This window comes from Hydrotalea sp. GW822-HT8A01, assembly GCF_058798575.1.
Map to the genome: position 1 here is coordinate 3,038,053 of NZ_CM179506.1, position 25,670 is coordinate 3,063,722.

Below are 25,670 nucleotides of genomic sequence, written 5' to 3' on the forward strand. Positions count from 1 at the left end.
ATTTATTTAAATAATCATTTTTTCAATGGGTACTACTAAAATGCCCTGAGCGCCGGCATTTTTTAATTGTTCAATAATATCCCAAAATTGATTTTCACTTAATACACTATGCACACTACTCCACCCTTTTTCTGCCAAAGGCAGTACCGTTGGGCTTTTCATACCCGGCAACAAAGCAATGATTTCAGTTAATTTATGGTTGGGTGCATTTAATAAAACGTATTTGTTATTCTTAGCTTTTTTTACTGCCTGTATACGAAACAATAATTTGTTCAGTAATTGTTGTTTGTGCTGTGGCAATTGTTCATTTTGAATTAATACTGCCTGTGAATTTAAAATTACTTCCGATTCTGCCAATCCATTCATAAATAAAGTTGAACCGCTGCTTACCAAATCACAAATAGCATCTGCTAAACCAATTCCCGGCGCAATTTCAACACTGCCGCTAATTTCATGTATTTCGGCATTGATATTTTTTTGTTGTAAGTATTGTTGTAATAAAACGGGATAACTGGTTGCAATTTTTTTACCCTGTAAATATTCGGGGCCTGCATACACATCACCTTTTTTAACGGCAATAGACAAACGGCATTTACCAAATCCTAATTTTTCAACCACCGCTACTTTTTTATTTTTTTCATATACCACATTTTCACCAACAAATCCAATATCTGCAACAGCATCTTCTACATATTGCGGTATATCATCATCTCTCAGAAAAAATACTTCAATCGGGAAATTACTTGCTTCGGTTTTTAATTTATTTACACCATTGGTAATATCAATACCACATTCTTTCAATAATTTCATTGAATCATCATGTAGTCTTCCACTTTTTTGAATAGCCAATTTTAATTTTTCGTTTTGCATATCATTTTTGTTTTTCACCTATTTGTCAAGGTTTGTAAAATAAAAAAAGCTTACCGGAGTAAGCTTCTAATGTTATGGAAAGTATAAACACAAAACATCATCTGCTTACAAAGGTGGCAGTGTATGATGATGCATGTATACGTTATTTAAATTCATTTGTTTTTTATTTCGCTGCAAAGCTAAGGCATTGATTGGAATAGAGAAATTTTTTTTTGAAAAAACTCAAACACCGGTGTTATAAATTGAACAATAACCATTGCAATGAATGATAGTTGCAAAATATAGCAATCTTATAACAAGATATTTCAATTTATTCAATAAATTTGTAAGGAACCATTAAAAATAAAATTTATGAAAGCAAATATTGGAATCAACGATCAACATGCACAATCAGCAGCCAAAAAATTAAACCAGATATTGGCCGATGAATATGTACTATACACCAAAGTACGAAATTGTCATTGGAATATTGAAGGCAGTAATTTTATGGAAATGCACAAGTTTTATGAGGATATGTACAATGGTATTGATGAAATAATTGATGAAATTGCAGAAAGGGTAAGAATGTTGGGCCATTATGCTGAAGGAAGATTAAAAGATTTTTTAGCCTTAACCAACTTATTGGAAGAAGAATATACCAATAACCAAAAGAAACAATTAGAAAATTTGTTGAATGATCACGAAACCATGATTCGCAGTTTACGCAACGATATTGTTTTATTTTCTGACGAATACAAGGATTTGGGAAATGCAGATTTTTTAACCGGTTTGTTGAAAATGCACGAAAAATGGGCATGGTTTGTAAGAAGTTATCTTAAATAAAAGTTGAAGCAATTTTAGCGCATAAAAGCCGGGACACTACCCGGTTTTTTTGTGAAACTACTTTTTATGTGAAGCTGTTTTTTTACCGCGATGCTTGTGTTGGTGGGTTTGTGGTGGGTGGTGCGTAGGTTGTAACATTTTTTTGCGTAACAGATTGCCTAATAAAATAAGGGCAAGTGCAAACAATGCAAACAAAATAATAGGGAAATTAATGTTACCGGTAATGGTAATTTGTATTATAATCCAAATAGCAAAAATAATTCCTTCTGCCATAACAAGAATAGGATGAAATGCAATATGCTGTATGCAGCTCCAGGCTGCAATCAGGCTTCCCAAGCCAATAAAAACAACCAATAACCAACCCGGTGTGCTATAAGATGAAAATGGAGTGCCTTGTAAATCATCGTATGACAATCCTAATGAACGGCCACTGGAATCGTTGATTAAGCTAAATCCAATATACAATGCAGTAAGTGCTGCAATAATTAGTATAGCAATTAAAAATTGACGAATTGTTTTCATATAGCAATACAGTTTTAGTGAATGAATGAAATAATTATTTACATTATTTTATATACCCGGAAATGTTGATAGATAAAGTTACAATCCGTTGCTTAAAATTTCACAAATACTTAGAATTATTCTGTAGTACTATTTTGCTGCAACAAATATTGTATGGTATGTTCAAAATCTTCCTGAAATTTTTTATAATATTCACCTGAACCCGGGCCATAAAAGCCGGTATCTATTTTGGCAACTTTCCCATCTTTACCAATAAAGATAAGCGTTGGAAATACTTTAATGGACTGTAAAGCCGGTAAAGTTTTCTCTGTTTTCAAACTATCATTTACCGCAGCGCCTGTAATTAAAATGGGATATTGTACATTAAACCGATGCTGAAATTTTTCAAGACTGGCTTTTGATCGGTTAAAGTCAGTACTCAATTCATAAGCCAAAGCAATTACTGCAACGCCTTTATCTTTATAGGCATCATAAAACTTACTGAGAAATTGTGTTTCATCCATGCAGTTAGGGCACCAGGAACCCATAATTTGCAAAACCACTACTTTATTTTTAAACGCAGCATCCTGCAAAGAAACCGGATGATGATTTAAATCGGGAAAAGTAAAATGCAATGTTGTTTCACCGGGTTTCATATAAGTGGCAGCAATTGAATCGGGCAATTGTGCGTTTCTGTTTTTAACAGCAGAAAATTTTTCAGTAGCCGTAGCATCAGAATAAAAAAAGCCATTTTTTAAAATGCTGTCGTTTTCAGCAATGGCATGAAAAAGATAAGCATGGCCTCCATCAAAAGTAGAGAGCTTTAATGTATCGCCGGTTACAATTCCGCTCAGGTATCTGTAATCGCCACTGGGTGTTAAGAATGTGCCCGTTATAATATTACCGGTTTGTTTAAATTCGGCAATGGCAGGCCGTAAAGTTCCATTGGGTCTGGTGAATGTTACCTGCCATCTGCCCGATAAATTAGCGGAAGCAGGGCTTGTTTGTTGAAATTTATCTGGTTGAACCGTTGCTGTAAAAGGTAATTCAACAGGTATTGCAGAGGTTCCTTTTTTCCAAACCCCCTGCCATAAATCAGGTGCCAGTACTTTGGCTTTAAACTGTGATTCAAATACGGGCATCTGTATAAAAACAGAATCGTTTCTGAATTGAACACTGTCCACCAAAAATTTATCCGAACCATTTAACAGATACAAAACGGTTTTGTGCTGCAGGGTAGCTAATTGAAAATTAAATACTATAGTATTCCCATCCGGACGTTTCATACCTGCAGTCCAAATACTTTGGGCATTTACTTGTTGTGTAACAAAAAAAGTAATGAAAAGAAAAATTAAAATGAATTTTCGTTGCTCGTTTTGCATTATTGCTTTAATCATTGTTTTAATCATTGATTTGTGTTCAATAAAAATTGCTGCCACCAGAAACCTGAATTTTTGATGGTACGTTGTTGCGTTTTAAAATCAACATGCACCAACCCAAATGGAGCCTGAAAACCTTCTGACCATTCAAAATTATCGGTTAATGTCCATACATAATATCCTTTTATAGGTATTCCATCTTTTTTTGCTTGTAACAGTGTCCTTAAATAACTCTTAAAATATGCAATACGCTGCACATCATGAATCATACCATTGTGCAGTTTATCTTTAAAGCAGGCACCATTTTCAGTTATAATCATTTTATTTACATTCGGATAATCTGCGAACTGTTTTAAAATATTATAAAAACTTTTTGCATTAATTTCCCAGCCTAAATCAGTATGCGGTACTTTACGTTTGGCAGCTTTCACCTCAATAGCCTGCACATAAGGAATCATAGCCTGATGGGCTACCGTAACGGGAAAATAATTTTGAAGGCCGATAAAATCAAAATCAAATTTCATCCTTTCCGTATATTTCCATGCTTTGGTATATAGGTGCAATCGATCCATTAAAATAAAATCATCCGAAGGATAACCCATACCCAAGGCAGGTTCAATAAATAATCGGTTAAATAAAATATCAATTTTTTTGGATGCCACAATATCTTCTTTTTTTTCTGAAGCCGGTACAACTTCACTGCACGAAAATGTGGTTCCAATCATTGCGTCCGGCACCATTGCACGAACAATTCTGCCGCCTTCAGCCTGAGCCAATACTGCATTGTGTACAGCAGCAAAAAATTGTTGTATACCCGATTTTCCTGGTGCATGTTTACCCAGCATATATCCCAATGAGGTAAAGCCCATTGGTTCATTCAGAATAATCCACTGCTTTACTTTGTTGCCATATTCGTGCATACAAACCGTAACATATTTTGTAAACCATTTTAGTAAGGAATGAGAAGTCCATCCACCCTCCTTTTGTAATGCCAATGGTAAATCCCAATGATAGAGCGTAATACAGGGTGTTAACCCTAAAGCAATGCATTCATCTATAACATGATGATAAAAATGAATTCCTTCTTTATTCACAGAACCGGTTCCATTCGGTATAATTCGGCTCCAGGAAATTGAAAAACGAAATACTTTAAATCCCATCTGTTTTACCAACTGCAAATCATTTTTATAACGGTGGTAAAAATCGCAACACTCATCAGGTTTGGCATTCCCCTTAATTTTTCCGCTACGAATTGCAAACTGATCCCAAATGGAAGGGCCGCGTCCATATAAATTATGAGCACCTTCATTTTGTGCGGCTGCAATGGCAATGCCCCATAAAAAATCAGAACCAAAATCAGCTGCATTGAACGATGTAGATGTAGGTGTATACATATTAGTTTGAATGTCCTAAAATTCCATGATTATTTTGATATACACATTAAAATTTGATAAAAATAAATCAAACGTTTGTTTAAATCAAACATTTGTTTAAAATTTGCATTTTAATAGTTACACTATGAGTATAGACAAGAAGGAATTGATTATACAAACCGCCATTTCCCTTTTTTCAGAAAAGGGATTTGAGGGCACTTCAATTCGTGATTTAGCACAGAAAGCAGAAGTGAATCTTGCTATGGTAAACTACTATTTTGGTTCAAAAGAGAAATTGTTCGAAGCCATAGTAGAAGAAAAGGTTCGTTATATAAGGGGTCGTATTGAGGATTTGGAAAATGATAAAAACCTTAGTGAAATTGAAAAAATTGATTTAATTATAGAAGCTTATGTAGATCGCTTTTTATCCTATCCAGATTTTCATAAGGTGATGGAACAGGAAATGCTGGTTTCGCAGCGAAAAGATTTGCATAAGAAAGTGATTGAAATAGTAACGCAGAACATCAACAATTTTACAAAAATTATTGAAAAAGGTATTCGAAAAAAAGTATTTAAAAAGGTAGATGCTCCTCTCCTTTTTGCCAGCATTATCGGTACCATTAATCAGGTACTGAAATCGAAACAAATTTGTTGTGTATATATTTTCAGAGAAAGTAATAAAGATTTTAATCCTTACTCCGATGAACATTTTAGGAAACGACTCGTTACACACATTCAACAAATGGTTCATTCTACATTATTACAATCATAAAAAATAAATCATCAAAATACATGGAACAGCAAGCACAGGAACAAAAGAAAAAATCACCCATCAGATTAATTATACTCATTGCGGTTTTATTGATAGCAGGGTATTTTATTTTCGATAAAATAAAATTTGCACTAACCCATGAAACTACCGACGATGCTCAGGTTGAGGGGCAAATTACCCCTGTTTTACCCAGGATTTCAGGTTATATTAAAACATTGTATATAAGAGATTATGACAGTGTAAAAGCCGGACAATTGGTAGCAGAAATTGATGATGCAGATTTATTGTTGCAACTGAAAGAAATGGAGGCTACTTTGGCTCAAACAAAAATAGATATTGTAAATGCCAGAGCTACTTTAAATAATGCATTGGTTACTTTAAAAGTAAACAAAGGGAATATTGACTTAAGCGAATTAAGACTGAAGAAAGCGCAACAGGATTTGAATAGAGATAAAAATTTATTTGTAGCTGAAGCCATTACCAAAAAACAATTAGACGACACACAGTACAATTATGAAACAGCACTTCAGCAATATCAAAACTCGCATAGGGATTATAATGCGGCCGATAGCAGACTGGCTGTGTTAAGAGCATCAGTTGAAAAAGCCGAAGCATCTATTGCTGTGCAACAAGCAAAAATTGACCAACAAAAACTTAAATTAACTTACACTAAAATTTTTGCGCCACAATCGGGGAAAATTGGCAAACGAAATGTTAGCGAAGGCCAGTTTGTGCAAGAGGGCACCCCATTGTTTTCGATTGTTGACAATAGTACTTATTGGGTAGTGGCCAATTTTAAAGAAAACCAGCTTCGCCATTTATATAGGGGCAAAAGAGTTGAAATTAATATAGATGCTTATCCGAATTTAAAAATTACAGGAACCATTGCCAATTTAAGTGATGCTACAGGTGCCAAATTTGCCTTGCTTCCTCCAGATAATTCTAGCGGCAACTTTGTAAAAGTTACCCAACGTGTGCCTGTTAAAATAAATTTCGACAATATTGATCAATTCAAAGATTTATTGAGGGCCGGTTTAAGTGTATATGTAGTTGCTAATAACAAATAAAAAAAATTCATGGCTACACCAAAAGGATTTGCCCGTACCATTATTGTGTTAACTACCGTTACAGCAGCCGTAATGGAATTAATTGACACATCTATTGTAAATGTGGCTTTAAATGATATGAGTGGAAGTTTGGGCGTAAGTATAGAAGATATTAGCTGGGTAATTACTTCTTATGCCATAGCAAACGTAATTATTATTCCCCTAACCGGATTTTTAGCCGAATATTTTGGCCGTAAAAATTATTATCTGGTATCCATGATCATTTTTACAGCAGCATCGTACATGTGCGCCCAATCTTCCTCGCTGGTTGAAATTATTGCTTGGCGCTTTGTGCAGGGCATTGGAGGTGGAGCGCTACTATCTACCTCCCAAGCCATTTTATTTGATGCATTTGAACCACAGGATCGCCCAATTGCTTCCGGATTGTTTGGGATGGGTATTGTACTGGGGCCAACGCTGGGGCCAACACTTGGCGGATATATTATAGACCACGCTTCCTGGCCTCTGATTTTTATGATTAATATTCCTATTGGCATTATTGCTACCATGCTTACTTTCTACTTTATTGAAAAAAAGGAAGGCGAAGGGAAAAAGAAAAAATCCATACATATCGATTACAACGGTATACTATTGCTGGCAGCAGGTATTGGCTGTTTACAATTTGTATTGGAACGGGGTGAAGCAGATGATTGGTTTAGTAGTTCTGCCATACGTATATGTTCTGTTATTGCAGTGGTAGGTATAATAGGCTTTATTATTTATGAGTTAAGTATTAAAGAACCTGCTGTTAATTTAAGGGTATTGGGTAATCGTAATCTGGCATTTACCACCATTTTTACTTTCGTTGCAGGATTGGGATTATTTACTTCTGTATTTGTATATCCGGTATTGGCACAACGTATATTGGGTTTTACTGCATACGATACCGGCATTTCACTACTGCCCCCTACACTTGCTGCTGTCGTAATGCTGCCCATTGTAGGAAAAATAATGAGTAAAGGCGTATCACCCATTCCATTTGTTGTAGCAGGTTTTTTACTGTTTGCAGCTTATAGTGTATTAACCTCAGAAGTAAGTTCGGATGTAGGTAAATGGGACTTCTTTGTACCATTATTATTGAGAGCAATTGGCATTTCAATGGTACAATTACCACTTATTAATCAGGCAGTAGCCGGACTTGAACCCAAAGATTATGCTGCAGGTATTTCATTAAATAATATGATCCGGCAATTAGGTGGCGCATTTGGTATTGCCATGGCCAACAATTATATATCACACCAATATGCACAACACAGGAGTGATTTGGTAAGTAATATGCCATCAGGTTCTCCTTTACTATTACAGCGTGTGCAAATCATTGCACAGGATTTAATCAGTAAAACAGGCGCCAGTTTACAGGATGCAACCCATCAGGCTTATGGTTTTATCAATGCTTCAGTAGAAAGGCAATCCTATTACTTAGCTTATCTGGATACGTTTAGATTAATTGCTATATTTTTTGTAATGGTAATTCCTTTAGTGGCATTTTTAAGAGTAAAAAAACAAAATGCAGCAGAGAAAGCAGCGATGATGAAAGCAGCCAGTGAAGCGCATTAAGTCAACATCCAGTATTGTTTAAACGTACCATAACAATTGAATTAAAATAAGGAAAGATGAAAAAATATAATTTTTTAATATTATTTACTTTAATAGCTGTTTTTTGCCAGGCACAAGTGCAGGTAAACACAGAATTAAAAAATTTGATTAATCAATCTTTTACTTTTAATCCCAAAGTAAAAGAAGTAAATAATACCATTAGTACTGCACAACAAAAATTAGAACTTACCAAACTGAATAATATGCCGGAAATTACCGGTAATGCCAGTTATGCATATGTACAACCAAAAATCACCATCCCATTAGGTGGTACCGATTTTCAGTTTGCGCCTGTTAACAGTATGAATGCCAGTATGAATGCGCAATATGCATTATTTGATTTTGGAAGATTGAAAGCCAATATTGAAAAATCGAAAGATGAATTGCAAACTGCCACACATAATCTTGCAAATGTAAAATCGCAATTAGCCAATCAGGTTTCCATTATTTATTATAATATGGTTTATTTGAAAAAAGCAATTGCAATTCAGGATAGTGTTTTAAAGTTTTTAAATGACAATAAAAAAATAGTAGATGCAAAATTAAAAAATGGCGATGCACTTAAAATTGATGTAATGAATATACAAGCCGCAATTGATAATGAACAAAACAGAAAAGTTGATCTTCTAAATTCATTACAAAAGCAACTAAATTTACTGGCATATACTACCGGCACCAATTTTGAAAATGGAACAACATTCGATTTTGATTTAACAGCTACCAATAATATTGATGATTTAATCAGCATTGCACAAGCCACCAATATGGATTTTGTTATTATGAAAGATAAAATAAAAGAGGCTTTAAGCGATGTAAATATTGCCAAACTTTCCAATAAACCAATAGTAGGTTTACAGGCAGCAGCAGGTTACAAAAATGGATATGTTCCTGAAGTTGAAAATCCCCGTTTTAATTATGTTGCAGGTGTTGGAATCACCATTCCTATTTATAATGGTGGTAAAACCAAACAGCAGGTTAAACTGGCACAAAATATTGTAAAACAAAATGAATTGGCACAGGAAACATTAAATAATAATTATCGAAAAGATATACAGCAAGCCCTTACCGATATTAAAAGTAATATGGAACGAATTCAAAATACAACCGGACAAATTGAAGAAGCTGTATATGCAGAAAAATTAGCCGCTTCCCGGTTTTTAAATGGTACAGGCACCAATTTAGAGTTAACCAATGCCAGTACCAACGTGCAAAGGGCTGCTTTAACCAGATTGCAATATGAATACCAATTATGCCTGGCTAAAATTGAATTAGCACGATTAATTGGCTATAAGTATTGGTAATTTTTTTATAGTTGGGTTTTGGTGAATTACGGGGCTGTATTCTTACAGCCCCTTTTTATAACTGTATCAAATTATTTTGCATCGAACCAAATTTTTGTTGTATCATTTGGATTTGCATTGTAATTAATAAAAATCTCATCGCCTTTATTAATTTTTTTTACAGTAGTAATCGTCATTAATGCGCTTTCAAAATCCATCGTATAATCAGCATTAGCATCATAATCATGATTGTATAAAGATAGATAGCCTAACCCTAATGCTGCCAGCTTCCGCGACCTACCCCACTCAAAAATGTAATTATATAACAAAGTTTGCTCTACAATCAAACGTTCCTGTTTACTAAAAACCAACACCGGTGAAATTTCAATAATGGTTCCGGATGGTATAACGGCTAAAGCAAATACTCCTCTCCCTCCTTTTGGAGAGGGTGCTATGATTAAATCTGGTAATATCATTTCTTATTCACTAATGCAGGCGAAGTTAGCAGAATTCAGTATCTCAAATTTTTTCTTCCTCTGTTAAAGGCTTAAATTGCAATATGGCTGAAATTTCAAAAAAAAATATTTCCAAAGAAGACCAATTCTTGCATTATTTGCAATCTGATAACAAAGAAGGGCTTTCCTATTTTTTAAATAACCTGCATATCAGCGATGTTGTTGAATTGGTAAACCAATTTCCGGATGAAGAGGCTACCATCCTCTCTAACATGTCTATTCACCGAGCCATCAATGTTTTTAAAATTTTAGATATTGCGCAACAGAAAGACATTATTAAAACCTTACCACCTGCCAAAACTGCTGAATTACTGAATGAATTGCCACCCGATGACAGAACTGCTTTTTTAGCAGAATTGCCCAATCATATTATTCGCGATTTAATTAAACTACTCAATCCAGAAGAAAGAAAAATTACATTGGCTTTATTAGGTTATCCGGAAGATTCTGTAGGCCGCTTAATGACACCCGACTATGTGTATGTATATGAATACAATACCATAGAAGAAGTTTTTGCTACTATCCGAAAATTTGCCAAGAATAGCGAAACCATTGATGTGATTTATGTCATTAACCACAAAGGGGAATTATTAGATGATATACGTATTAAGGATATTTTATTGGCAGTACCCAACGCTTTGGTTTCAGAAATTATGGATGGAAGAGTCATTACATTGAATGTACATGACGATCAGGAATATGCCGGTAAAATTTTTAAAATGAATAACCGGGTAGCTTTACCGGTAGTGGATGACAATAATATTTTATTGGGTATTGTTACCATTGATGATATACTTTGGGTAACCAATGAAGAATTTAGTGAAGACATACAAAAAATAGGTGGAACGGAAGCATTAGATGAGCCTTATTTGGATATCTCTTTTTTAAAACTCATCAAAAAAAGAGTAGGATGGCTTATCGTTTTATTTTTAAGTGAAATGCTAACTGCAACAGCGATGGCCTATTTTGCCGATGAAATTGAAAAAGCTGTTGTTTTATCCATATTTGTTCCACTCATTATGTCGAGTGGCGGCAACAGCGGCTCGCAGGCCTCTACCCTTATTATTCAGGCAATGGCAGTGGGCGAAGTTTCTTTAACCGACTGGTGGCGGGTAATGCGCAGAGAAATTAGCAGTGGAATTATTTTAGGAAGTATCTTGGGACTCATTGGTTTTATCAGAATTGCATCCTGGCATGTTTTAATGCAGCATGGCATTATTCAGAACTTATATGGTACCCACTGGTTGTTAATTGGATTTACGGTTGGGGTAAGTTTAATTGGAGTGGTTTTATGGGGAACCCTATCCGGCTCAATGTTGCCTATGCTGCTTAAAAAATTGGGGGCCGACCCTGCAGTTTCTTCCGCGCCTTTTGTGGCAACATTGGTGGATGTTACCGGTCTGATTATTTATTTCAGTGTAGCCTATCTTTTTTTAAGAGGCATATTATTGTAACAGCTTATACAATTCCATATAAACTTCCGCCTTTTGCAAAAATCGGATCGATTTTTTTTTGGATTTCCGGCAATACTTCAACCGGAGGAGCATGATGTGGTTTAATGCGTGCATCAATTACCAATGGTCCTTTGCAACCCCAATGTTTGTTTTCAATAAAGGCACCAATACCATGTATATCATGCGATGGATTGGAACGCGTAAAGGTAACCCACAAAAAATTGTTGAGGGTAGCCGCAGTAAATACACTGCTGTCACAGAATACAATACAAGCCACATCAGACAATGTATTCCATCTCTCTTTGAGTTGTGTTTCTAAAATTTCTAAAGTTTGTTTTGCTGCATCTGTATCTGTATAAGGCTGTGCTGTTATGGCAATAACCCCGGGTATTACCAGTTGCGCATTTTCAAAAGAATGGAGTTCTTTTAATTGAACAGGCACCTCAGTGCATAAGCGCCTAATTGGATTTCCGTATGCAGCAAATACTACCTTACTGCCTTTGTTGAATCCTGCTCCGCTGTAATCCAATGTATCAATACTGGTATTGGTATAAAAATGCACATCCCGGGTAAAATCAATTCGCTCCATTACAAACTGCATAAATTCAGGTACGTTAGATGTAGTTAACTGTTTGGTATCATCAGCAGTAATGAATAAAAATTTAGCCAGACTCAATTGGCCGGTTCCCAAAATATGATTGGCAATGGTTAAAATTTCCGCAGGCTCTCTGGCAGGATTAAATGGCGTATATCTTTCGCTGCCAATAGCCAGCAACAATGGATGTACACCTGCAGCATCCACTGCATGAATTTCACGCACACCCGGAATTTCCTTTGTAACAGCATTACCGGTAAGTTCATGAATTAATGCTCCAAAACTGGTATCTTCCTGTGGTGGCCTGCCTACAACCGTAAATGGCCAAATGGCATTTTTCTTTGCAAATACCTTATGCACTTTCATTACAGGAAATGGATGTTTCAAACTATAATAACCTAAATGGTCACCAAATGGTCCTTCCGGTTTGTTTTCTCCCGGCATTACTTCACCCGTAATTACAAAATCAGCATCAGTACTAATGGCAAATCCATCTACATAGGTATAACGAAATCTTCTGGCACCCAATGCCCCTGCAAAAACCATTTCGCTTATGCCCTCTGGTAATGGCATTACTGCTGCCAAACTATGTGCCGGCGGGCCACCCACAAAACAGCTTACTTTTAATGGAACGCCTTTTGCATTGGCTTTTGTTTGATGAATACCAATACCTCTGTGTAATTGATAATGCAACCCAATTTCTTTATTCCATACATAATCATTCCCTGTTAATTGAATGCGGTACATGCCAAGATTAGCATGCATAATGCCAGGTTGTTCAACATCTTCCGTATACACTTGCGGAAGCGTAACGAATGCCCCGCCATCATTGGGCCAGTGCCGTATTAACGGCAAATCACTGATTTGAATTTGATTAGCTAATACCGGCTTTAGAATGGGATTTTTTAAGGGCAATGCTTTCAATGCAGCCCATCCGGTGTATAAATATTTAAAAGGTGATTGTAGTGCTTTAATGGGATTATCTTTCAGCTCAATTAACTGTTGTACCAATTGAAAAGTATCTCGAAAAATAAATTTACTTCTTTCCACTGTTCCAAAAATGTTGGAAGCAGCTCTATACGGTGTACCCTTTACATTTTCAAACAACAATGCCGGCCCACCTGCAGCATGCACTCTTAAATGAATAGCAGCCATCTCCAAATTGGGGTCTACGGCTTCTTTAATACGCACTAAGTGACCATTTTTTTCTAAATCATTGATGCAGGCTTCTAATGTGGCATACGACATAACAGTAAGAACAATTGCTCTTTTACAAAGTTCTATGCGAAGTTACTGTAGTTTTCAAATGAACCATACAGTAATTCAACTTCTTTACTTTCAACATAATTAAAGAAAATATTCAATACTGACCAATATTGCGGCATTGCATTTTTTATAATTACTTTGCATAAAATAACTCAGTTGTATGAATACACGGTTAAGTGTCAATATTAATAAATTTGCCACTTTACGCAATGCCAGGGGTGGCAATAATCCCAATGTAGTCAAAGCAGCTATCGATGCACAGCTTTTTGGTGCAGAAGGTATTACTGTGCATCCGCGACCTGATGAACGGCATATTACTTACCAGGATGTGTTGGATATTAAAAAAGTAATTACTACTGAATTTAATATAGAAGGAAACCCATCTGAACAAAAGTTTGTTGAGCTGGTGCTGGCTGCTAAACCAGATCAGGTAACATTAGTACCCGATGCCACAAAACAATTAACCAGCGACCATGGCTGGGACACGATTCAACACAAAGATTTTTTAATAGATATCATCGGCACATTTAAAAAGGCAGGAATCCGGGTATCAATTTTTATAGACCCGGATTTAAAAATGGTAGAAGCCGCAGCCAAAACCAATACCGACAGAATTGAATTGTATACAGAAATGTATGCCCGTGAATTTGCTGCAGGAAAAAAGGAAATGGCTATTCAACCTTATCAGTCAGCTGCAAAATTAGCGTCCACCTTAGGTTTGGGTATTAATGCAGGGCACGACTTAGATTTATATAACCTTCACTATTTCAGGCAACATATTTCGCATTTGGATGAAGTGAGCATTGGCCATGCCTTAATTTGCGATGCATTGTATTTGGGTTTTGAAAACACCATTCAACTATATAAACGGCAATTACAAATTGCAGTATAAAAAAAATGATATGGAAACAGGAAACATTAAAGTAGGTATTGTAATGGGAAGCGACAGCGATTTGCCCGTAATGCAGGCTGCTGCAGATATATTGACACAATTTAAAATTCCATTTGAATTAACCATTGTTTCGGCACACAGAACACCGCTGCGCATGGTTGAGTATGCACAAAAAGCAAAACAAAGGGGATTAAAAATTATTATTGCAGGCGCCGGCGGAGCTGCTCATTTACCCGGTATGCTGGCTGCCATTACGCCATTGCCGGTTATTGGCGTACCCATCAAATCATCTAACTCAATAGATGGGTGGGACTCTATTTTATCCATTCTCCAAATGCCCAACGGTGTGCCGGTAGCCACAGTTGCCTTAAATGCTGCAAAAAATGCCGGTATTTTGGCCGCAGAAATAATTGGTACTTTTGAACCCATTACAGGTACTTTGGTAGAACAATATAAAATTCAGTTAGAACAGGAAATAAAAGAAAAAATTTCTAAAATAAAATCAGACTGGGTAAATCAGTTTGATATTTAAGACATTGCAATAATGCCCATTTGCTGCCCAAATGATTTTGAAGCTGCATAAATATGATGAAATAATTCAGGGCCATGTTTTCCATATAATACAGAAAAATTCTCCACACGCTCCTGCAGATTATTATTAGGAAATAATTGTGTTTTAATGTTGGCAATTCGTTGCATATCAGTTGCATATTTTCGCCTTTCTGCTCTTGCCATCTTTTTCTCTAATTGTTCAATTTTTTCAATGGCCCGATGCTGTAATACCTGAACATGTGTAGTTAAAGCACTATCTGCTTTAGCAGCATGCGCCGAAATGAGCGCATAAATAGCTCTGATTTGCGCTATCTCATCATTTAATGATAAAGAATAATCGCTATGTCTTTTTGCATATTCATTTTGCAAATGCAATACCGGTTTAAATAAATCTTCTACACTAAATTGCAACGAACGCCATATTTCCAACTGACGTTCTTGTATTAAAACAAACGAATTGCGTAACAATAACATAGGATAAGGCACGCCTGCCGATTCAAAAACCCGCTTTAATTCTAACCAATAAGCCAATTCGCCACCGCCACCAATAAAAACAATATTGGGTAACACAGTTTCCTGAAATAACCCCCTTAAAATAACATTTCCACTAAATCGTTCGGGATGCTGCTGCAGTTCTTCCAATATGGCTTCTTTACTGAATTGCAAGCCGGCTTTTTTTACAACAAATACATTGTTTTCACATTCAATACGTTCCCGATAGGTATCCATCAAATAAAATAAATTAATGGTGCGCCCTTGCGTTTGAATGGGATAATGCTGCTGCATTTCGCGGATAGTAGCTTCCACTGCCTGATGCGAAAATTGTTCGGACAATTCTTTAATGATAACCGGTTCAAATACTTTTTTTAAACGGGCATTATCGGGTATTAATATCAGCAAACCAAAATTAGCAAATAAAGTATGCACCAGTTCCAAAGTAGCCTGCTGTATTGTTTTACCTAACGTATAAGCATTGGCGAATAGAGTGCTTAATTGCTTACCATGTGGCAATACATCAATTTGTCCTTTTATTTCCTCTATCAGTTGCAGAAAAGACTGATCTACCTTCATCCTGCCTACTGCACCTGTTTGTTTGGTTTGCCAGGTAAGTTGTTTTCCATCAATTGTAATTGTCCCTAACTCATCCAAATCAGCATCTTCACTACCCATATAATAAAATGGAATAAAATGATATTGGGGTAATTGTACTTTTAAATAATCAGCCAGCTGAATAGCATGTATAATTTTGTAAATAAAATACAATGGGCCGGTAAAAATATTGGGTTGGTGGGCCGTTGTAATGGTAAAGGTATTTTCACTCAGAATAGCCTGCAAGTTATTTTGCTGCAGAGTTGTAAGTGATAAACCTGCAGATTGTTCCACTAAAACATCATACAATAATTGGCGATGATTGATAGTTTGTTGCCGCGCCTGAATGGCTGCCTGAATGCCTTCTATTGAAACGGAGTGTTGATAAAAAGGGCTTAAACCTTCATGTTGTTGAACATACTCTACTGCAATTTTAGAAAAAAAACCGGTGGACTCAATAGGTAAATAACTATACTGTGCTTCCATGTATGAATACTTGTTACTATTTAAAAAAATTGATGAGGGCAAACTGCTCAATCATTCAAATTCATTTTACAACACCAGTTCCCCTTCTATATCATAATCATACGCTTTTGTAATACGTACGTTAACAAATTCTCCAACAGAAAGTTTTTGATCAGTTGCTATAATTACTTCATTATCCACTTCAACACTATCAAACTCTGTTCTGCCTATATAGCGGCCTGCTTCTTTTTTATCAATCAATACTTTAAATATCCACCCTACTTTTTCCTGATTTTTTTCCAGACTAATTTCCTGCTGCACTTCCATTATTTCCTGTGCTCTTCGTTGTTTTACTTCAGCAGGTATATTGTCTTCTAAAGTATAAGCGCCGGTATTTTCTTCATGGCTGTATGTAAAAATTCCAACTCTGTCAAAGCGGTGCTCTTCCAGAAAAGATTTCAGTTCTGTTACATCTTCTTCCGTTTCTCCCGGAAATCCGGCAATTAACGTTGTTCGCAAACAAATACCCGGTACTTCCTGCCGTATGGTTTTAATCAATGCACTCATTTCTTCTTTAGTGCTGTTTCGGCGCATGGCCTTTAGCATGTTATTGCTGGCATGCTGCAAGGGCATATCTAAATAATTGCAAATATTTTTCTTTTCACGCATTACAGCCAACACTTCCAACGGAAATTTATTGGGATATGCATAATGCAGCCGAATCCATTCCAACCCTTTCACATCGGCCAGTTGCTTCAGTAAAACATGCAATGAACGTTTTTTGTATATATCTAAGCCATAATAAGTTAACTCCTGCGCAATCAGCATAATTTCTTTAACACCTTTTTTAACCAAGGTTTCTGCTTCTGCAACAATGGCTTCAATGGGTTTGCTAACATGGCTGCCCCGCATAAGGGGTATGGCACAAAAAGCACAAGTTCTGTTACAGCCCTCACTAATTTTAAGATAGGCATAATGTTTGGGCGTACTTAATAAGCGTTCGCCCAATAATTCAGATTTGTAATCGGCACCTAATTGTTTTAAAATTAATGGCAGTTCCATGGTTCCAAACCAGGCGTCTACTTCGGGTATTTCTTTTTCCAAATCGTTTCTGTAACGTTCACTCAGGCAACCGGTTACATATACTTTGTCTAATTTTCCCCTGCGCTTTAATTCTACCTGATTTAAAATGGTATCAATACTTTCTTCTTTGGCTTTATCAATAAAACCGCAGGTATTTACCACCACAATATTATGGTCGGTTTTAGTATTTTCATGCACTACGGGAATAGCATTGGCTGATAACTGCCCACTCAGCACCTCACTATCTACCAGATTTTTACTACACCCCAGCGTAATAATGTTGATTTTATTTTGTTTCAGTGTTTTTGACTTCATATTGGGCGCAAAGGTAGTTTTTATTCCAAAGCACTTCATGAAGAATCAGATAATTTGGTAGCCAGCATTTTGTAATGCTATTAAACACCGGTTGCGTCGCACACTGCAACGTTCCCATCATTATTCAACAACACTGCCATAGAAAAATTTCGGACAAATATTTGGCAATGCACTTAATTTTGGCCGATATGGATACCCCGAACGATCAGCCATTCAGCCCCATTCTTTCACCTCAAAAAGCTGCAATGTTTGAAAACCGCTTGATGAAGGTTTTTAAACACAAATATAAAATTGCAAAAAAACAAAATATTACCTGCTGGCGGGTTTATGATCATGATTTACCTGAATTCCCTTTTTGTATTGACTTGTATGAGGATAAAGTGTATTTAGCCGAATACCAGCGCAGGCACCAGATGACAGAGGAGCAGCATACGGAATGGTTAGAGGCTTGTGTTGCTTTGATAAGCAAATATCTTGGGATAGCCAACGAAAATATTTACATTAAAGAACGCAAAAGAAAGGCCAACCGAAACAATCAATATGAAAAAACAGGCGATACCAAACAATATTTTACTGTTACAGAAAATGGGTTAAAATTTTTAGTAAACCTAACCGACTACTTAGATACCGGCTTGTTTTTAGACCACCGCATTACCCGCCAAATGGTTCGCAACGAGGCTGGTGACAAACGTGTTTTGAATTTATTTGCATATACCGGTTCTTTTTCAGTGTATGCGGCAGCAGGAAAAGCTGCAAGTGTTACAACGATTGATTTATCGAAAACATATTTACAATGGGCTCAGGATAACTTTTCGATTAACCGATTGAAAAATGCAGACGCATTTCATTTTATACATGCTGATGTAAAACAATACTTAAAAACTTTACCACCCAATAGTTTTGATTTGGTAATCATGGATCCGCCCACTTTTAGTAACAGCAAAAGAATGAAGGATATTTTAGATATACAACGTGATCATGTGGAGTTATTGAATGATGTGCTGACTGCATTACCCACAGGCGGTAAAATATATTTCAGCACCAATTTTACCCGATTTGTGATAGATAAGGACAATATTAAAGCAGCTGCTATTAAAGACATTACAAGAGCCACAACACCATTTGATTTTGAAGGGAAATTAAAAAGATGGTGTTACCTTATTGTAAAGTAAATGTATAGCTTAGCACATTTTAATTTTAAAAGCAGCGGCACATTCTTTAATTTTACAAAATAAACAGCATGTCAATCAATTTTAAAAATTAATGTATGGAGTACACATATCAACAAACCACACTCTCAAAACATTTATCAGTAGGCGTTTTGGCAGGTTATCTGTTAACAATTTTCAATCTGTTTTACGATTTTTTATTGCGTTCATTAACCAATTTTACTTATTCAGAAATTGTAAATGTTTCGTCAATCATATTCTCTTCCATGTTGTTTATGATTATTGCCAGTTTAATATACCATTTCTTGTTTGTAAATTTTAAAATGGCCGGTGCCGCTATTTATATGATTGGTTTTGGAGTATTAACCATTTTTCTTTTTATAGCTGCCAGCCATATTGGCAACAAGTTTGCAATTCCAATTTATAATGATGCATTTCGTATGCAGTTTATGGGTTATGCAGGAATAACAGGCGGATTTGCAACATTGGTCATTCCTTTTATTTCCCGGGCATTCAAATACATATTTTAAACAATCCAATTGGAACATTATACTTCTGAATTACACAGTTGTTTTTGCTAATGCTAAAAAATGGCTGTGTAATTTTATTATCTGTGGCAATAGTAGTTGTGTTTCATCGTTTTGCAGTACAAATTGGCAGCGTTTTAATTTTTTATTTTCATCGATTTGTTGATTCATCCGTGCCAGTACGGCAGATCTTGTGGTGTTATCTCTTTTCATTACCCTTGCAATTCTTAATTCCAAAGGGGCTGTAACCCCAACCATATAGTCCATTTCCTTATCTGACCCCGATTCAAAAAACAAAGCAGCTTCTTTAATTACGTAGGCAGATTGCTGTTGTGCCATCCATTGTTGGGAAAAAGCAATGGTTGCCGGATGTACAATAGCATTTAGGGCATGTAACTTATTTTCATCCTTAAAAACAATTCCAGCTAAATAAGCTCTGTTTAATTTTCCATGCAGATACACTTCATTGCCAAAAACTTTACGAATGGCAGTAACAACTGTAATATCTTTCTCCATTAATTCCTTTGCAACAGTATCTGCATCCAACACGGGTATATCAAATACTTTAAAAATATTTGCAACGGTTGTCTTACCACTACCAATTCCTCCTGTTAACCCTATTTTAAGCATGGTTAAAATTAGTATTTCTCTTTTGATATAATTGCATAAAAAACCCGGCCATGTTTGCACAGCCGGGTTTTACTTACTTAAATTAATTATTTTTTTTCGGCAACTGCAGTTGCTTTATTCAGTGCTGCTGTCCATTCCATACTAATGGCAGATTTTTCAATTTTTAAATAGCTGCCCGGGTTTACTTCAATTTGCAGGGTACCATCTTCATTTACCTTGTTAACAGTGGCATGTATGCCGGCAAGTGTAACAATTTTATCCCCTTTTTGCAGATTATCGATAAACTTTTTTTGCTCTTTGGCTTTTTTTGCCTGCGGACGAATCATGAAAAAGTAAAATACGGCAATGATGGCAATCATTAAAAACAATTGAATAGATCCACCACCCTGCTGTGGATTACCGGCCATTAAAATAACATTGAACATGTGATTCTGTTTTATAATTGATTAAATAGATACAAAGTAATGGTTAATGGTTGGCAACACTATCTGCAATAACCTGCCCTTCAAAAAACAAATAATGTTCCGTTCCATTTTTGGTATTGGTATTGGCAATAACCGTTTTACGCACATTTCCCACCGGCACATGTTCACTGTTAAACGCTGCTTCAATTAACCCTTCAAAACCCGGCATTATGGGATGTTCTGTATAACTGGTTACTGTACAACCGCATTCAGACCTTACATTCACCAATATTAATGGTTCATTACCGGTATTTTTACACCGAAAACGCACCGTAATATGTTCACCTTTAGGTATACCGCCAAACTGAACCGTGCTATCTAACCATTTTACCGTTGTATAATGAGCAGTATCTAATGCTGCTTTCATATCGGTATTCGCTTCTTTATGATGCGTACTGCAGGCGAATATAGCAAAGAACAATAAGGTTATAGTAACTGATGGGAATAATTTCATAGCTGCAAATGTATTATTGCCCGGATTTAAATTCTACTTTTTCAATTTTACCTACAAACACCAGCTCTTTGTGAATAGAATCTAAAATGCCATTTACAAAATGGCCGCTTTGCGGCGTACTATATTCTTTTGCAATATCAATGTACTCATTAATGGTTACTTTGGTTGGAATGGTTTCAAAATAAAGAAATTCACATACACCCAAACGCATAATAATCATATCTAATAATGCAATTCTTTCTGCATCCCAATTATTTAATTTGGGTTTAATGATGCTCAATGTAAAATCTTTTTTTTCTATGGCTGTCATCAGCAAATCTTTGGCAAATTTCCATTTATCTTCTGATAATAATTGCGGAAAATTGCTTGCCGCCGGTTTTTGAATGATTTCTGTAATGAATTGCATCATCATATCGCCATCATCCTGCCAATTGGGGAAATAATCCTCTACATGTGCTTCAAAATCTTCATTCGGTAAAATGAACTGATTAAAAATATAGAGTAAAATGGCTTTTTCCTTCTTTAAATCGCGACCTTGTTCCAGAATATAGGTTTTATACTCTGAAGAGACGATCATATTCTGATAAATTTTCTTTATCAGTTCCCTGTCAATCATTTTATCTGGTTGATTGGATTTGATGGCCTCCTGAATGGCTGGTAATTCTAAAATATTCCACAGGATTTGATTTCCTGCAATTTTAGTATTGACATTCAAATCTTCAAAACTGGTAATATTTTTACTGGCTTTTAAACGAGCATCCTGCTCTGCATACTTTGCAACTTCGGTTAAAAAATAAAGCAGGTAAACAAAGAGTTCGCCGGTTTTTTTAAAATTATTTTCAAGTTGTTGTACCGGATTTTTAAAGCACTCAGGATCTTTTGCACTCTCAATAATGTAGAGTAACTGCATTACTTTAACGCGTATATTTCGTCTGCTAATCATTGCTGAAAGAACTGTTTTAGTGGCAGCAAAAGTAATGGTTTATACGTAGTTTCCAAATGTGATTGAGTAACAGATGTACACTTTTACAATATTACAATATAGGTATAAAAAAAGTCCGCTATTATCCTTCCCCGGAAATAGCGAACTTACCACGCAAAATTTACATAACTATAGTACCAACTATGTTTTATGCCTGCACCACTTGCGAACGCAGTGAATTAATAATGGTACCTAATCTTGCAATCAAATAATCAGGTAATCCATTTTTCTTGGCTGCCACAACCACATCCTTAATAAATGAATCAAAATCATCGTTCATTGCTTTGCCATTCATACGTGGATTGGTGGCAGGATTATGGGCAGATACCATATCTTTCCCACCATAAGTAAAGTTTTTAGCACCGGTGCCTACACAGAAAAAATCAGTTAAATTCTTGCTCAAAGCCTTAAATCCACTCAAATTTCCGGATGAAACTTCCTGTAACAACACTTTAAAGTAGACATTAATGTTTGTATCGGCAGCAATTACAAAAATGGCGCTATCAACTACCGAACGAATACCCAAACGCCCTTTTTCAATCATGGCACCCTGAACTGCCGGATCAGGTACCATTGTTGTTCCACCTAATGAATCATATAAAGTTTTTGTCATCATAGGCGGTGTGGTGTCACTTTTTTTACACGAACTGCCCAATAAAGCGATGGCTGCAAAAAATGCGGTTACCAGAAATACGGTTTGTACTTTTTTCATTGTGTTGAATTTTTATTGTTTAAGAATGATTAAAAAACAGATTGAACCATTTGCACCAGCTTTTTCTCAGTTGAATTAGGCAATACCGGACAACCGGAAGCCATTTCTTCCGAAGAAGGTAAATAACGGCTGGCCGGTAGTGCCATTGATTTTGATAATTGCGCCGTTAATTGAGTGGCATTTATTTGAGCAGGATAAAAGGTAAACACTGCAATCCTGGTTTTAGTATTACATAAAACATGTGAAACCCCTTTTTGGGCATACAACCACTCGGTAATGGCGGCACCTTGTTGATCGGTTAATGGCGTTTTAAAATCTATCCGCGCCATTGCAATGCTGTTTACATCTATTTTTTGGGGCCGGGTCACCCAATAAATGTGAACAAATAAAACAACCACTAAAACAGAAAGGGTAATGGCCCCTATACGAAGTATTTTTGTTGTTTTCATAAATGACAGTTTAATGACACTTACGAATTGTGATTTCATTTGGATTGAAAAAAAGTTTTTTTTCTTTTATCCGGGCAGTCGATAATAAATGGGTTAGGGCGTGAAATTTTGACACTTAGTTTATTTCATGAAGGTTACTTAACCAAAGATTGCTGCCAAGCTGGGAAATTTACTGAAAAGAAAATAGGCAAAGTCTGCAAATTTGACTTGTTATGTCGCGGTGGCATAAAAATAGCAAGTAACGTTTCATCAAAATCAGTTTTCTTTTAACAACTAAAAATCTATAACGTATGGCTAAAAAAGTAAACGTTACTCCACTACATGACAGGGTAATTGTTAAGCCTGCTGCGGCAGAAGAAAAAACAGCAGGTGGAATTATCATTCCTGATACTGCAAAAGAAAAACCCCAAAAAGGAACTATTGTTGCTGCCGGGGCCGGTAAAAAAGATGAACCTTTAACCGTAAAAGTAGGCGATACCGTTTTATATGGTAAATATGCCGGAACTGAAATTCAAATTGAAGGAGAAGATTTATTAATTATGCGGGAAAGCGATATTTTGGCGATAGTTTAATCCATCAGCCATTCAAACATGCTTACCGAATGATGCATTAATTGCGAATCTTATCCTTTTCCGAAAAAATATTCAAACAAAATATTTCCAAACTTTTAAAAAATAAAAGATGGCAAAACAAATTTTCTTCGACATTGAAGCAAGAAATAAAATGAAAAAAGGTGTTGATGTATTAGCCAACGCCGTAAAAGTAACATTAGGCCCTAAAGGCAGAAATGTTGTAATTGAGAAAAAATTCGGTGCACCTCAGGTAACTAAAGATGGTGTTACCGTTGCAAAAGAAATTGAATTAGAAGACCCTATTGAAAATATGGGTGCACAAATGGTAAAAGAAGTAGCTTCCAAAACCGCCGATCAGGCCGGTGATGGTACTACTACCGCTACCGTTTTGGCACAAGCGATTATTAGTGAAGGTTTAAAAATGGTTGCATCCGGTGCCAATCCAATGGATTTAAAACGTGGTATTGATAAAGCTGTTAGCTTAGTGGTTGAAAACCTGAAAGCACAAAGCCAAACTGTTGGAAACGATTCTAAAAAAATACAACAGGTGGCTACCATTTCTGCCAATAACGATGAAACCATCGGTAAATTAATTGCAGAAGCATTCTTAAAAGTAGGTAAAGAAGGTGTTATTACCGTTGAAGAAGCCAAAGGAACCGATACTACAGTTGATGTTGTAGAAGGTATGCAATTCGATCGTGGCTACATCTCTCCTTATTTTGTTACCAACAGCGAAAAAATGGAAGCAGAATTGCAAAATCCTTACATATTAATATATGATAAGAAAATTTCTGCCATGAAAGATATTTTGCACATACTTGAAAAAGTTGCGCAAAGTGGCCGTCCGTTATTAATAATTGCAGAGGATTTAGAAGGGGAAGCATTGGCTACATTGGTGGTGAACAAATTGCGTGGTACCATTAAAGTGGCTGCTGTAAAAGCTCCCGGATTTGGCGACAGAAGAAAAGAAATGTTGAACGATATTGCTATTTTAACTGCAGGTACTGTAGTAAGCGAAGAACAAGGATTTAAATTAGAAAATGCTGATTTAAGTTACTTAGGACAGGCTGCTTCTGTTACCATCGACAAAGACAATACTACTATTGTTGGCGGAAAAGGTAAAAAGCAAGATATAACCGCAAGAGTGAATCAAATTAAAGCACAAATTGAAAATACTACCTCTGATTACGACAGAGAAAAACTGCAGGAACGTTTGGCTAAATTAGCCGGGGGTGTTGCAGTATTGTATGTCGGCGCAGCTACCGAGGTGGAAATGAAAGAAAAGAAAGACCGTGTGGATGATGCTTTACATGCTACAAGAGCAGCCGTTGAAGAAGGTATTGTTCCCGGCGGTGGTGTTGCTTACATCCGCGCCATTGAGGTATTGGAAAACAAAATTAAAGGCCAAATTGCTGATGAACAAACCGGTATGGCCATTATTCGCCGTGCTTTGGAAGAACCCATCCGCATCTTAACTACCAATACCGGTGTTGACGGTTCAATTGTAGTGCAAAAAATTAAAGAAGGCAAAGGTGATTTTGGTTTCAATGCCAGAACAGAACAATACGAAAACCTGTTTAAAGCCGGCGTTATTGATCCTACAAAAGTTAGCCGCGTAGCTTTAGAAAATGCTGCATCTATTGCAGGTATGTTCTTAACTACCGAATGTGTAATTGCCGACAAACCAAAACCTGAGGCACCTGCAGCACATCCTGCACCCGATATGGGCGGAATGGGTTACTAATCCTTCTAACCATACAACATATAAAAATCCCGAAACGAATAG

General features: G+C 36.2%; 26 protein-coding genes. 12 read left to right on the forward strand and 14 right to left on the reverse strand.

Translation table 11 applies throughout. The annotated features are described in order from the left end of the window. Positions 1–6: 6 nt before the first annotated feature. Positions 7–870: an ATP phosphoribosyltransferase gene (gene hisG / locus AC3QLY_RS13480; protein WP_492989871.1), complete on the reverse strand. Its 864-nt coding sequence runs from the start codon at positions 868–870 to the stop codon at positions 7–9. A 351-nt stretch (positions 871–1,221) separates the two neighbouring features. Between hisG and AC3QLY_RS13485 the strand changes: the two genes are divergently transcribed. Then, positions 1,222–1,692 (forward strand): Dps family protein, encoded by a 471-nt coding sequence (locus AC3QLY_RS13485; protein WP_074420856.1) that lies wholly within the window; start codon positions 1,222–1,224, stop codon positions 1,690–1,692. 57 nt (positions 1,693–1,749) lie between these two features. Here the strand turns inward: AC3QLY_RS13485 and AC3QLY_RS13490 are convergent, their stop codons facing one another. The 3 genes from AC3QLY_RS13490 to AC3QLY_RS13500 all read right to left on the reverse strand — a co-directional run bounded on the left by AC3QLY_RS13490 (position 1,750) and on the right by AC3QLY_RS13500 (position 4,966). Further along, positions 1,750–2,214: a hypothetical protein gene (locus AC3QLY_RS13490; RefSeq protein WP_074420857.1), complete on the reverse strand. Its 465-nt coding sequence runs from the start codon at positions 2,212–2,214 to the stop codon at positions 1,750–1,752. Between the two features lie 116 nt (positions 2,215–2,330). Then, positions 2,331–3,590 carry a peroxiredoxin family protein gene (locus tag AC3QLY_RS13495; RefSeq protein ID WP_287100606.1) on the reverse strand — a complete coding sequence of 420 codons (1,260 nt, stop codon included), beginning with the start codon at positions 3,588–3,590 and terminating at the stop codon, positions 2,331–2,333. Between the two features lie 8 nt (positions 3,591–3,598). Beyond that, positions 3,599–4,966 carry a GH1 family beta-glucosidase gene (locus AC3QLY_RS13500; RefSeq protein ID WP_074420858.1) on the reverse strand — a complete coding sequence of 456 codons (1,368 nt, stop codon included), beginning with the start codon at positions 4,964–4,966 and terminating at the stop codon, positions 3,599–3,601. A 124-nt stretch (positions 4,967–5,090) separates the two neighbouring features. Between AC3QLY_RS13500 and AC3QLY_RS13505 the strand changes: the two genes are divergently transcribed. The 4 genes from AC3QLY_RS13505 to AC3QLY_RS13520 are packed head-to-tail and all read left to right on the forward strand — an operon-like array spanning position 5,091 to position 9,720. Then, positions 5,091–5,717 (forward strand): TetR/AcrR family transcriptional regulator, encoded by a 627-nt coding sequence (locus tag AC3QLY_RS13505; protein WP_074420859.1) that lies wholly within the window; start codon positions 5,091–5,093, stop codon positions 5,715–5,717. 20 nt (positions 5,718–5,737) lie between these two features. Then, entirely contained in the window at positions 5,738–6,784 is a 1,047-nt protein-coding gene (locus AC3QLY_RS13510) for an HlyD family secretion protein (protein ID WP_074420860.1), read from the forward strand. Positions 6,785–6,793: 9 nt separating this feature from the next. Continuing rightward, entirely contained in the window at positions 6,794–8,380 is a 1,587-nt protein-coding gene (locus AC3QLY_RS13515) for a DHA2 family efflux MFS transporter permease subunit (protein ID WP_074420861.1), read from the forward strand. Between the two features lie 56 nt (positions 8,381–8,436). Next, positions 8,437–9,720, forward strand: coding sequence for a TolC family protein (locus AC3QLY_RS13520; RefSeq protein WP_492989872.1), 1,284 nt, complete (start codon positions 8,437–8,439; stop codon positions 9,718–9,720). Positions 9,721–9,791: 71 nt separating this feature from the next. Here AC3QLY_RS13520 and AC3QLY_RS13525 read toward each other — a convergent pair whose 3' ends face one another. Then, on the reverse strand, positions 9,792–10,175 hold the full coding sequence (locus AC3QLY_RS13525; RefSeq protein WP_068244815.1) for an SET domain-containing protein: 384 nt from the start codon (positions 10,173–10,175) through the stop codon (positions 9,792–9,794). 83 nt (positions 10,176–10,258) lie between these two features. Between AC3QLY_RS13525 and mgtE the strand changes: the two genes are divergently transcribed. Beyond that, a complete protein-coding gene (gene mgtE / locus AC3QLY_RS13530) occupies positions 10,259–11,668 on the forward strand; it encodes a magnesium transporter (RefSeq protein ID WP_218330427.1) in 1,410 nt (469 codons plus the stop codon). A 4-nt stretch (positions 11,669–11,672) separates the two neighbouring features. Here the strand turns inward: mgtE and AC3QLY_RS13535 are convergent, their stop codons facing one another. Next, positions 11,673–13,511 (reverse strand): UbiD family decarboxylase, encoded by a 1,839-nt coding sequence (locus tag AC3QLY_RS13535; protein WP_218330426.1) that lies wholly within the window; start codon positions 13,509–13,511, stop codon positions 11,673–11,675. Positions 13,512–13,689: 178 nt separating this feature from the next. Between AC3QLY_RS13535 and AC3QLY_RS13540 the strand changes: the two genes are divergently transcribed. Further along, positions 13,690–14,421: a pyridoxine 5'-phosphate synthase gene (locus AC3QLY_RS13540; RefSeq protein ID WP_288071287.1), complete on the forward strand. Its 732-nt coding sequence runs from the start codon at positions 13,690–13,692 to the stop codon at positions 14,419–14,421. 10 nt (positions 14,422–14,431) lie between these two features. After that, positions 14,432–14,953, forward strand: a complete 522-nt coding sequence (gene purE, locus AC3QLY_RS13545) for a 5-(carboxyamino)imidazole ribonucleotide mutase (RefSeq protein ID WP_218330424.1) — start codon at positions 14,432–14,434, stop codon at positions 14,951–14,953. Here the strand turns inward: purE and bshC are convergent. After that, a complete protein-coding gene (gene bshC / locus AC3QLY_RS13550; protein WP_288071285.1) occupies positions 14,950–16,548 on the reverse strand; it encodes a bacillithiol biosynthesis cysteine-adding enzyme BshC in 1,599 nt (532 codons plus the stop codon). The two genes, purE and bshC, sit on opposite strands and share 4 nt — an antisense overlap. Before the next feature lie 66 nt (positions 16,549–16,614). Beyond that, positions 16,615–17,925: a 30S ribosomal protein S12 methylthiotransferase RimO gene (gene rimO, locus AC3QLY_RS13555; protein ID WP_288071283.1), complete on the reverse strand. Its 1,311-nt coding sequence runs from the start codon at positions 17,923–17,925 to the stop codon at positions 16,615–16,617. Between the two features lie 167 nt (positions 17,926–18,092). Here rimO and AC3QLY_RS13560 point away from each other — a divergent pair, with 167 nt between their 5' ends. After that, positions 18,093–19,097: a class I SAM-dependent methyltransferase gene (locus AC3QLY_RS13560; protein ID WP_287100603.1), complete on the forward strand. Its 1,005-nt coding sequence runs from the start codon at positions 18,093–18,095 to the stop codon at positions 19,095–19,097. Positions 19,098–19,192: 95 nt separating this feature from the next. Then, complete coding sequence (locus AC3QLY_RS13565) at positions 19,193–19,624, forward strand: hypothetical protein (protein ID WP_218330421.1); 432 nt, start codon at positions 19,193–19,195, stop codon at positions 19,622–19,624. 30 nt (positions 19,625–19,654) lie between these two features. On the opposite strand, the gene coaE is transcribed toward AC3QLY_RS13565, so the two are convergent. The 6 genes from coaE to AC3QLY_RS13595 form a co-directional block, all read right to left on the reverse strand. Further along, positions 19,655–20,311 carry a dephospho-CoA kinase gene (gene coaE, locus AC3QLY_RS13570; RefSeq protein WP_492989873.1) on the reverse strand — a complete coding sequence of 219 codons (657 nt, stop codon included), beginning with the start codon at positions 20,309–20,311 and terminating at the stop codon, positions 19,655–19,657. Positions 20,312–20,337: 26 nt separating this feature from the next. Then, positions 20,338–20,676 (reverse strand): preprotein translocase subunit YajC, encoded by a 339-nt coding sequence (gene yajC, locus AC3QLY_RS13575; protein WP_068244790.1) that lies wholly within the window; start codon positions 20,674–20,676, stop codon positions 20,338–20,340. A gap of 43 nt (positions 20,677–20,719) precedes the next feature. Beyond that, positions 20,720–21,169: a DUF1573 domain-containing protein gene (locus tag AC3QLY_RS13580; protein WP_492989874.1), complete on the reverse strand. Its 450-nt coding sequence runs from the start codon at positions 21,167–21,169 to the stop codon at positions 20,720–20,722. Positions 21,170–21,182: 13 nt separating this feature from the next. Further along, the gene (gene nusB, locus AC3QLY_RS13585) at positions 21,183–22,112 is read right to left on the reverse strand and encodes a transcription antitermination factor NusB (protein WP_288096554.1); all 930 of its coding nucleotides are present in this window, start codon (positions 22,110–22,112) and stop codon (positions 21,183–21,185) included. 187 nt (positions 22,113–22,299) lie between these two features. Further along, positions 22,300–22,863: a globin family protein gene (locus AC3QLY_RS13590; protein WP_218330417.1), complete on the reverse strand. Its 564-nt coding sequence runs from the start codon at positions 22,861–22,863 to the stop codon at positions 22,300–22,302. Between the two features lie 29 nt (positions 22,864–22,892). Then, positions 22,893–23,312, reverse strand: a complete 420-nt coding sequence (locus tag AC3QLY_RS13595; RefSeq protein ID WP_218330416.1) for a hypothetical protein — start codon at positions 23,310–23,312, stop codon at positions 22,893–22,895. 290 nt (positions 23,313–23,602) lie between these two features. Here AC3QLY_RS13595 and AC3QLY_RS13600 point away from each other — a divergent pair, with 290 nt between their 5' ends. Next, the gene (locus AC3QLY_RS13600; protein WP_068244777.1) at positions 23,603–23,884 is read left to right on the forward strand and encodes a co-chaperone GroES; all 282 of its coding nucleotides are present in this window, start codon (positions 23,603–23,605) and stop codon (positions 23,882–23,884) included. Positions 23,885–23,993: 109 nt separating this feature from the next. Further along, positions 23,994–25,628, forward strand: a complete 1,635-nt coding sequence (groL, locus tag AC3QLY_RS13605; protein ID WP_218330415.1) for a chaperonin GroEL — start codon at positions 23,994–23,996, stop codon at positions 25,626–25,628. Positions 25,629–25,670 lie beyond the last annotated feature (42 nt).